The organism is Bradyrhizobium sp., assembly GCF_049581145.1.
In the GTDB taxonomy this organism is placed as follows: domain Bacteria; phylum Pseudomonadota; class Alphaproteobacteria; order Rhizobiales; family Xanthobacteraceae; genus Bradyrhizobium.
The window spans coordinates 1-2,815 of sequence record NZ_JBAURI010001079.1 but is presented as its reverse complement, the minus strand read 5'-3'; the positions used below and the strand labels follow the sequence as shown (position 1 = coordinate 2,815).

Genomic DNA, 2,815 nt, shown 5'->3' with positions numbered 1-2,815 from the left:
GGCATTCATGCCGATCACGGGAAAGCCGACACCGGCAAAGCCGAAGGCCGGCGAGACGAACAGCCCGGTGAGCGCGAGACCGGTCGCAAGTTCGCGGGCGAGCAACTGAAACAGCGCCCCCAGCGCCAGATAGGCCACCAGGAACATCAGCGCCGCAACCAGCATCATCGGCACGTCGCCCCGGAATGGAATCCCGAACACGCCTTCGACGACCAGGGTCAGTACGCCCATCATGCCGATGAACAGAATGAGGAGCGGCGTCAGCTTGCCGGCGAGCGCGATGATCGGGTCGCTGCCGGCGCAGGCGAGCCAGCTGCGGAAGCTGCGCCGCCGGAACTCCGACCCCACGGCGTAGCCGGCGCTCAGGGCGATGACGATGTGCAGCACCACCGGCAGCAGCGCCCGCACCAGATATTGCGCGTAGTTGCGCTCGGGGTTGCTGAGCGCGATCTGTTCGACCGCAAGCTGACCGACGTGATGCCAGCTGGGCGCGCCCTGGGTCGCCGGAGCCACGCGGCCGGCGGCCGCGTTAAGGGCATCCGACAGCCCCTGCGAGGCCACGCCGGCCGCGGTGAGCGCCTGCTGATTGTAGAACGCCGTCACCTTCGGACGGCGGCCGGCCTGAAGATCGCGCTCGAAATCGGCCGGGATGTACACGGCCGCGCCGGCCTCGCCGGAGCGGATGGCGCGCGCCGCGCCGGCCAGATCGCCCGGACGGCCGACCACGGCAAGCGTCGGCGACGCCGCCACGGATCCGATGAAGGTCGCCGCGGTCTGGGTCCGATCGTCGTCGACGATGACGACGCCGAGGCCCCGCATCACCTGATGGCTGAACACCGCCGTGAGCACGACGATCGCCAACAACGGCACGCCGAGCACCAGGATCGGCATCACCCGGTCGCGCAGCATCCAGCGCCACTCGCGGATGACGACCAGCCGAAAACCTGGCCGCGGCATCGGGCCCATCATCGGCTCCGCCAATCGACATAGGCGCTCATCCCCGGGCGCAGCTCCGGCACCTTGTCGACCGGATAGGCCCGAACCTCGAAGGTGCGCAGGTCGAATTGACCTGTGGCGCGGGTGGCGCGCCAGCTGGCATATTCGCCGCGCGTCGCGATCAGCTTGACTTCGACCGTGATCGCTCGGTCGCCAAGCGCCGGCACCCGCACATCGAAGCGATCGCCGACCTTCAGCGTCTTGACCAGATCCTCGCGCAGGTCGAAATGAATCCAGACATCGCTCAGATCGATCAGGGTCAGGAGCGGCACGCCGGGTGACACATATTCGCCCAGCTCGACATTGCGCTGATACACCTGCGCGGCAGAAGGCGCCGTGACCGTCATCTGATCGACCAGCGCCTGCACGCTATCGATGTCGGCAAGCGCCTTCTGCACGCCGGCAGCCGCCAGCGCCCGTTCCTCGCGGGTGGCGCCGTTGACCGCCTGCTCATAGGCGGACTTGGCCTGCTCGGTCGCCCTCTGGCCTTCCTGCAGATGATCGGTCGCGAGATCGAGCTGGGCCTGCGGCGAATGCCCCTCCTGGAACAGCTGCTGGGTGCGGTCAAACGTCTTCTGTGCCAGCGTCTCGGCAGCTTGCGCGCGCTCATAGGCCGCCTTCTGCGCGGCGATGATTTCGACACGGGTTGCGGCATCGACATGCGCCATCTGCGCCTGCGCCACCACCTTGGCCGCCTCGGCATCCCTGAGCTTGGCCAATGTCTCGGGGTTGTCGATCCGCACCAGCACGGCGCCAGCGGCCACGTTCTGGCCACGCGCCACCGGAATCTCGCCGACGCGCCCGTCGATCCGGGCAGCGATGTCCATGCGGGTGGCGTCGACCTCGCCTTGCACCACCAGCGGCTCCGGCCGGACCAGATACCAGATCGATAACGCGGCGACCGCCACGACCACCAGGGCAACGATGACGGCCGGCATGCGCGCCGCCGGCCAAGGCGTGCCGCTGCGCTTGATTTCCGCCGGCTTGGTTGCGACCGCCTGTTCAGTGTCCGGCATCGGCCTATCCATTCGGATGACACCACGCCGCGACCGAGCAAGGATGCACGCGGCTCGATCGCGTGACCCGCCCCGCCAGGACCGGCAACGTGGCCTGCGGGTCCACGGCATCTTCGATGATCCACCACGGCCGCCCGATCTCGGCTGCGAGACCACCGGTTCGAATGGGCATAAGCCATGACCTCATTGTTGGTCCCCCTCCGAAACAGCATCGTATCGCGCAAACCCTGAAGGTTTTGCGTCAGGCGGCCCGTGTGCACGAGCGCTCAAGTTCTCCTGCCACGCGAGCTGAAGTCAATCCGCTGAATGATTTTCATGCGGCGATGAACGGCAATCAAGCAACCCTGATTGCAATGGCTGCTGTCGATGTTCACATTTCATTGTTCGAGCCTCGCGCAGGCCAATCGTTCTCCACGTCGGGCAAGGACCGATCGAACGGCGCATGCGCGGGGCATGACGATGGAGGGAGGCACGGGCACAGCCGTCGCATCGCCGATTCTTTTTTTCGAAGCGCCGCGTTCATCGACACCCGCAGCAAGACACGGCTTCGCGCTCTCGCGGCGCGATGCGCCCGAAGCGATGCTGAAATCTCATGCCCTCGAAAGCCAGAGGGCGTGGGGGATGCCGGGCGCCCGATGCACCCGCAGCCTCGTGTGCGCATAGTGGGTAGTAAGTCTGCACACGAGTATTCACAGCGGTCGCACCGGAATCACCCGGCATCCCCGCACGCAATGGTTTACGGCTTATACGCGCTCTCCTCGGTGACCATGCTTTTTTGCCACCGTCGCCTAACGGAATTGCTT

The 2,815-nt window shown here is 66.3% G+C and carries 3 protein-coding genes; 1 reads left to right on the top strand and 2 read right to left on the bottom strand.

Annotated elements, in window-relative coordinates; translation table 11 throughout:
* The coding region (locus tag WCB02_RS34865; protein ID WP_423965816.1) for an ABC transporter permease at positions 1 to 966 on the bottom strand (966 nt) is incomplete at its 3' end.
* Positions 966 to 2,012: an HlyD family secretion protein gene (locus WCB02_RS34860; RefSeq protein WP_423965814.1), complete on the bottom strand. Its 1,047-nt coding sequence runs from the start codon at positions 2,010 to 2,012 to the stop codon at positions 966 to 968. The genes WCB02_RS34860 and WCB02_RS34865, both read right to left, overlap by 1 nt.
* A gap of 164 nt (positions 2,013 to 2,176) precedes the next feature.
* On the opposite strand from WCB02_RS34860, the gene WCB02_RS34855 reads away from it, so the two are divergent.
* Positions 2,177 to 2,815 (top strand): hypothetical protein (locus tag WCB02_RS34855; RefSeq protein WP_423965812.1); only part of this gene is annotated, 639 nt, incomplete at its 3' end.

Excerpts from the sequence above, each read along its gene's own strand:
- WCB02_RS34860 (WP_423965814.1), bottom strand. The coding sequence starts at position 2,012 with ATGCCGGACACTGAACAGGCGGTCGCAACCAAGCCGGCGGAAATCAAG.